This window comes from Synechococcus sp. OH2 (genome assembly GCF_047462155.1).
GTDB lineage: Bacteria > Cyanobacteriota > Cyanobacteriia > Thermostichales > Thermostichaceae > Thermostichus.
In genome coordinates this window covers 35,981-41,780 of record NZ_JANSIR010000007.1, presented here as the reverse complement: position 1 = coordinate 41,780, position 5,800 = coordinate 35,981, and the positions used below count along the sequence as shown (strand labels likewise).

Below are 5,800 nucleotides of genomic sequence, written 5' to 3'. Positions count from 1 at the left end.
CCCGCTTGTAGGGCACCAGCCGGCTCACCACCAGGTCGTAGTCGGCTTGGGGATTGGCCACCGGCTCAAACCCCTGAAGGGGCACCGGCGGATAGATAACCACGGCCTCGCGGCGGTAGAGCTTGGCGAGGCGACGGCGAATGTGCTGCGAGTTGGCAATCAACAGATCTGGTCGCTGGGCTGCCACAAAATCCCACTGGCGTAGGCGGTGCATTAGCCATCGGCTGAGGGCAGCAAGCGGGCGAATCCCTGTCAACCCCTCCCGCTCAAGATAGATCTCCCGGTTTTCCCAGAGGTAGCGGGGCGGGCTGTGGATGTAGCTTAGGTGGAGGGTGGAAGGCCCTGTCAGGATCCCTTTGGCAAAGGCATGGCTGCTGGAGATTACACAGTCATAGCCGGAAAAGTCGAAGCTCTCGTAGGCCAAAGGCATCCAGGGCAGGATGTACTTGAGGCGGGCATGGTAGTTGCGGCGCAGCACCCCCAGCCAGCGCGCCCAGCCCTGCAAAAACGAAGTGTGAATCGACAGCTTCTGCCAGCCCGGCGGCAAGGTGTGGGCCGAGAAAAGGCTGACATAGAGAGGAGCTTGCGGGGCAAAAGACACCAACTCCTGCAAAACCCTTTCCGATCCCCCCGGCCAGATGAGGTACTCATGCACCAACGCTAGGCGTTGTGGCCAAGCAGGATCCCAGCTTGGGGCAGGGTCGGGCATGGCTAGGATTCTGCAGGGCGGCGCTTCTGGCCGATGGGCCCGCTTACCTGCCGGGCTTTCTCGTCAAGGCGTTCGCTGATGTAAGCGTAGATCTCGCGGAAGCGGGGTACTGCCCGCATCTCTAGGCGGCTGCCGTCTTTGAGGGTAAGCACCATGTCGCCCCACGTGCCCAGGCCCCGTGGCACCGTCACCACTCTGGCAATCTCTTTGTAAATGACATCAGAGCGCTCCTCCCCCCCCCAGCCGCCAATGACAGTGATGCGGCGGTTGGTAATCCGGTAGTGAACCCACAGCCTGCGCACCAGCGCCCCCACAAACAGAGGCAAGCCGACGAGGGTGAGGCCGAGGAAGGAGTTCAACACCAGATCGCCCGTGTGAGGGCCGCCCTCAAAAAAAACCTCTTCTTTGATAGCCATGCCCAGTCGAGTGTTAGCAGAGACAATGTCTAAAAACAATCTTAAACAGTTTCTTAGCCTTTCCCAACTGCCGGGGAAGCTAGCGGGAGAGGCGGGATCGGGTTTGCCGTTGAAGGGCTTGCGCTGAGCAATAGGTGGCCCAGATCAGGCGAACAAACAGGGCTATCACAACCAGCGCCACGGCTGCTGCCCCGATATTGCCCAGCCAGCCCCATCCCTCTAACCCGGTCAGGGCTACCAAGGCCCAAGAGGCAGGGTGCAGCATTCCCCCCAAAAGAAGAATCTGGGAAAACAGGTGCCCAGCCGTAAAGCGGGATCCCAACACCACCAGCGCCAGTCCGCCGCCGATGTTGATTAGCCCCATATTGCCCAAAAAGGCGTAGCAGATGTGCCAGGCGTATTTCTGTTTGGGCACCTCTTGCCAGGAAAGGGGTTCCCTAGGGATCCCTGGCAAATCCTGCGGAGCGGGCAGCAGCGGCTGAACTTGGCTGAGGATGAGGCCCAGGACGATGGCTGCCAGCAGCATCACCACTCCCGCCTTTACATTGAGCTTGCCAGGGATGGCCAACTCGGGATGTGCCAACATTGCAGGTTCTCTGGATCCCGTCCTAGCCTATCCTGTCTTTGCCCCCAACCGGGAGATTGGCCAGCGGACTACTGGCTGGAGGGGCTTGGCTATCCGGGTAGAGCGGCGTGCCACAGCGCTTGCAGAATTGGGCATCCTCATCGTGCTGGGAGAGACCACAGCCTGGGCAGGCCCACTGAACTGAGTTGCCGCTTTTCACCAGTTGCTTGATGAGCTCCCCCACTTGCCAAGGGATCAGGGCCACGCCCGTCAAGATCATCAGCACCGTCAACAGCCGGCCCAGCTCGGAGGTGGGGGTGAGATCCCCAAACCCCACCGTGGTCATGGTGACAACAGAAAAGTAGAAAGCATCCAAAAAGGTGGCAAAAGCGGTGGGATTGGCCGGATGTTCCACCTGGTAGATAAGGCCAGAGTAGACAAAGACAATCGCAAAGAGAGTAAAAAGGATGCGCAACAAGATGCGGGTGTCAGCAGAGATTACCTGACCCAATAGGGTCTTGCCCTCCACTAGGCGCAGCAGCCGCAGGATGCGAAACCAGCGCAAGAGACGGATAAAGCGAATATCGGCTAGACCAGCAAAAAACGGCAAAATCGCCAGCAAGTCAATGAGCGAATAGAGGCTGAAGACGTAGCGCAGCTTCTGCGGAGCCGCTGCCCAACGCAGCAGGTACTCCACTACAAACAGGCCAAGGATCAGGCGATCCAGCCGCTCTAGGCTAAGGCGCACCTCCAAGGGCAGGGGGTAGGTTTCCGCCACAAAGAAGGTGGACGAGCAGAGAACCAGGGCTGCCACCAGTAAATTGACCCAGCGGCTTTCGGGAGTGTCTTCATCTCCCCAATACCGCTGGAGGAGGCCAGCAGGGACAAGCTTGGCTTGAGGGGAGGCCTGGGAGGGCAGGGTGGTCACAAACGGGATCCAGTTGGGAGAGATCGAGAGAGTTTCCTTTGAGCGCCTATTGGGCGTACCTTGACTAGGGTAATGGAAACTGGTAAGTGGAGCGAACTTCGCTCCTGCAAACGTCTAGGCTTGAGTTGAGTATTGAATCGATGTTGCCTCCCATTGTCCTGGCTTCGCAATCTCCTGCCCGCCGCCAATTGTTAGAAGCTGCCCGGATCCCTTTTCGCGTTCAACCCAGCTATTTTGACGAAAGCCAAATCCAAAGCTCGGATCCGGTGGAGCTGGTGCAGAAGCTGGCCTCGGCCAAAGCCGAAGTGGTGGCGGCCCAACAACGGCAGCCCGTCTTGGTTATCGGGGCCGACTCGGTGCTCTACCTAGGTGGCGAGATCCTGGGCAAGCCGGCCAATGCTCTGGAAGCGGAACGGCGCCTGCGGCAAATGCGGGGCGAGGTGGGGGAGCTCTATACGGGTCATGCCTTGATTGACACGAAGCAGAACCGCCGCCTCGTCCACTATGCGGTTACGCGGGTGTTTTTTGCCAAGCCCAGCGACGAGGAGATCCGCGCCTACGTGGCCACCGGCGAGCCGCTCAATTGTGCGGGCTGCTTTGCCATCGACGGTCGGGGCAGCCTGTTTGTGGAGCGGATTGAGGGGTGTCCTGGCAACGTCATCGGGTTAAGTTTGCCCCTGCTGCGGCGCATGATCCAGGAGTTGGGCTACTCCCTCACCGAAGTCTGGAGTTAGCTAGGGGGGGTGGACAAGTCCCGCACTGCACTGGCAAAGCCAGGGCCGGGATCCAAACACCCCCGCCAAGAGGCGGTGAGCGCTGCTGGAGTCGAGGACACCTACGCGGTGGGGCAGCCCGTGTCTGCTCGTGGAGGGACTGCAAGATCCCGTTGAAGCGGAAAAGGAGGAGGTCACCCGTCTAGATGCCGCTTGAGCAGCTCGTTGGCTAGCTTAGGATCCGCCCGCCCTTGGGTTTTTTTCATCAATTGCCCGACAAAGTAGCCAAAGAGCTTGGTTTTGCCCCCGCGATACTGCTGCAGTTGCTCGGGGTTTTCTGCCAGCACCTCGGCAATCATCTGCTCCAAGAGGTGGCTATCGGAGATTTGGGTCAGGCCCTTGGCCTCCACCAAGGCGCGGGCAGAGCCACCTTTTTCCAACAGCTCCGGCAGGATCTCCTTGGCAATTTTGCTGGAAATGACGCCCTGCTCGATGAGGCTAATTAACTCGGCCAGGGTTTCCGGTTTTAGGGCAATGTCGGGGTAGTCCAGCTTGTGGGTGTTGAGGTAGCTGGCAATGTCGCTCATCATCCAGTTGGCGGCTGCCTTCGGGTCAGCGCCAGCGGCAACCACGGCCTCAAAGTACTCGGCGGTGTTGCGTTCGTCGCTGAGGTAGCGAGAGTCGTACACCGAGAGGCCGTACACCTCTTGGTAGCGCCGCCGCTTCACGCCGGGCAATTCCGGCAGCTCCGCCTGCCAGCGGGCTTTTTGCGCCTCGGTAACGCGAATGGGCGGCAGATCCGGCTCGGGGAAATAGCGGTAGTCGCTGGATCCCTCTTTCTTGCGCATGCTGATGGTGCGCTGGCTGTTTTCTTCCCAAAGGCGGGTTTCCTGCACGATAGGCTCGCCTGCTTCCAAAGCCTTGACTTGGCGGTTGAACTCGTACTCAATCGCCCGCTGGATGGCGTTGAAGGAGTTCATGTTTTTGATTTCCACCTTCGTGCCGAAGGTTTGACTCCCCAGCGGACGCACCGAGATGTTGACATCGCAGCGCAGGGATCCCTCCTGCAGGTTGCCATCACACAGGCCGGCGTAGCGCAGGATGCGGCGCAGCTCCTGCACATATTCGGCTGCTTCTTCCCCGGTGCGGATATCCGGCTCGCTGACGATCTCGATGAGGGGGACTCCTGCCCGGTTGAAATCCACCAGGGAATAGCTGGATCCCGCAAGGCGATCGCTGCCGGCATGCACCAACTTGCCCGCATCTTCTTCGATGTGCAAACGAGTGATGCCAATGCGCTTGGTGCGGCCGTCGCTAAGCTGGATCTCAACCCAACCGTGGGTGGCAAGGGGCAGGTCGTACTGGGAGATTTGGTAGTTTTTGGGCAAGTCGGGGTAGAAGTACTGCTTGCGGTCAAACTTGCTGTAAGGGGCAATGGTGCAGTTGAGGGCCAAGCCAGCCTTGACTGCGTATTCCAGCACTTTCTCGTTGAGCACCGGCAGGGTGCCGGGCAGGCCCATGCAGATGGGATCTATCTGAGTGTTGGGGGGAGCGCCGAAGGCCGTCGCGCTGCTGGAGAAGATCTTGGAGCGGGTGCTGAGCTGGCAGTGCACCTCCAGCCCAATGACAGCTTCGTATTCCACTTTGGCAGGAGCAGCAACCGTCATGGCCAAAAGAGTAAAGGGCAGGTTTCCCCATTCTAGTGGGATGTCACCAGCTCCTGACCCGCTGCCTCAAACGGTGGGGCGGATCTCAAAGGTGGAGAGGCCCTCGGGTGGCTCGGAGCGGTGTTCGACGCCCTCCACCTGCGAGCCGGGGCTGCCCTGCTGACACCAGCGCAGCATTGCCTCCACCGCCGCCGGGGATCCCTCAAAAACGGCCTCGACACGGCCATCCCGCAAGTTGCGCACCCAGCCGTGGACGCCGGCGCTGCGGGCCATGGCTTCCGTGTAAGCCCGAAACCCTACCCCCTGAACTCGCCCGCGCACCCAAACGTGAACGCGAACTGTGTCACTCATGTCGACAGGGATCCCTCCTCCGAGGTGCTACGAGGTTCCGGAGCTGCTGGCGGCTCGGCTGGCTGGGCCGTAGCTTTCTCGGCCTGCTGCTCTAGGCGCTGCCAGAGAAAGTTGATGAGGGCAACCAGTCCCAGGATCCCCAACGAGATCCCGCAGGCGTACCCAATGGCTTGCCACAGCACAGGAGACATGCGCCAACCTCGCTTGTGCAGAAAGCTCCCTTCTGACCTTATCAGACAGAAACGGAAAAAGAGGGGATCCCTAGACAACGCCCTCCAAGCTGGACAAGATTCGGCACAATGGGGAGAAGTGTTTCTAGCGAGCAGTTGAGAAGAGGCCATGGCCTACAAACTCTGGATCGACGGCCAATGGGTGGATAGTCAAGGGGGAGACCTGATGGTTATCGAGAACCCGGCCACGGGGGAGAAACTAGCGGAGGTGGTGGACGCCA

8 protein-coding genes are annotated in these 5,800 nt (G+C 59.9%); 1 reads left to right on the top strand and 7 read right to left on the bottom strand.

What is annotated here, in order from left to right:
- The 4 genes from NW835_RS00615 to NW835_RS00600 form a co-directional block, all read right to left on the bottom strand.
- Positions 1 to 709 (bottom strand): glycosyltransferase (locus NW835_RS00615; protein ID WP_414414251.1); only part of this gene is annotated, 709 nt, incomplete at its 3' end.
- Positions 710 to 711: 2 nt separating this feature from the next.
- Positions 712 to 1,125, bottom strand: a complete 414-nt coding sequence (locus NW835_RS00610; RefSeq protein ID WP_414414250.1) for a PH domain-containing protein — start codon at positions 1,123 to 1,125, stop codon at positions 712 to 714.
- A 79-nt stretch (positions 1,126 to 1,204) separates the two neighbouring features.
- Complete coding sequence (locus NW835_RS00605; protein ID WP_414385720.1) at positions 1,205 to 1,711, bottom strand: hypothetical protein; 507 nt, start codon at positions 1,709 to 1,711, stop codon at positions 1,205 to 1,207.
- A 22-nt stretch (positions 1,712 to 1,733) separates the two neighbouring features.
- Positions 1,734 to 2,618, bottom strand: a complete 885-nt coding sequence (locus NW835_RS00600) for an ion transporter (RefSeq protein WP_414365827.1) — start codon at positions 2,616 to 2,618, stop codon at positions 1,734 to 1,736.
- Between the two features lie 140 nt (positions 2,619 to 2,758).
- Here NW835_RS00600 and NW835_RS00595 point away from each other — a divergent pair, with 140 nt between their 5' ends.
- Positions 2,759 to 3,352, top strand: a complete 594-nt coding sequence (locus NW835_RS00595) for a Maf family protein (RefSeq protein ID WP_414370485.1) — start codon at positions 2,759 to 2,761, stop codon at positions 3,350 to 3,352.
- 173 nt (positions 3,353 to 3,525) lie between these two features.
- On the opposite strand, the gene gatB is transcribed toward NW835_RS00595, so the two are convergent.
- The 3 genes from gatB to NW835_RS00580 all read right to left on the bottom strand — a co-directional run bounded on the left by gatB (position 3,526) and on the right by NW835_RS00580 (position 5,540).
- Entirely contained in the window at positions 3,526 to 4,998 is a 1,473-nt protein-coding gene (gatB, locus tag NW835_RS00590) for an Asp-tRNA(Asn)/Glu-tRNA(Gln) amidotransferase subunit GatB (RefSeq protein WP_414414249.1), read from the bottom strand.
- A gap of 66 nt (positions 4,999 to 5,064) precedes the next feature.
- The gene (locus NW835_RS00585) at positions 5,065 to 5,349 is read right to left on the bottom strand and encodes an acylphosphatase (protein WP_414414248.1); all 285 of its coding nucleotides are present in this window, start codon (positions 5,347 to 5,349) and stop codon (positions 5,065 to 5,067) included.
- Positions 5,346 to 5,540: a hypothetical protein gene (locus NW835_RS00580; protein ID WP_414359456.1), complete on the bottom strand. Its 195-nt coding sequence runs from the start codon at positions 5,538 to 5,540 to the stop codon at positions 5,346 to 5,348. Before NW835_RS00580 ends, NW835_RS00585 begins: the two co-directional genes overlap by 4 nt.
- Positions 5,541 to 5,800 lie beyond the last annotated feature (260 nt).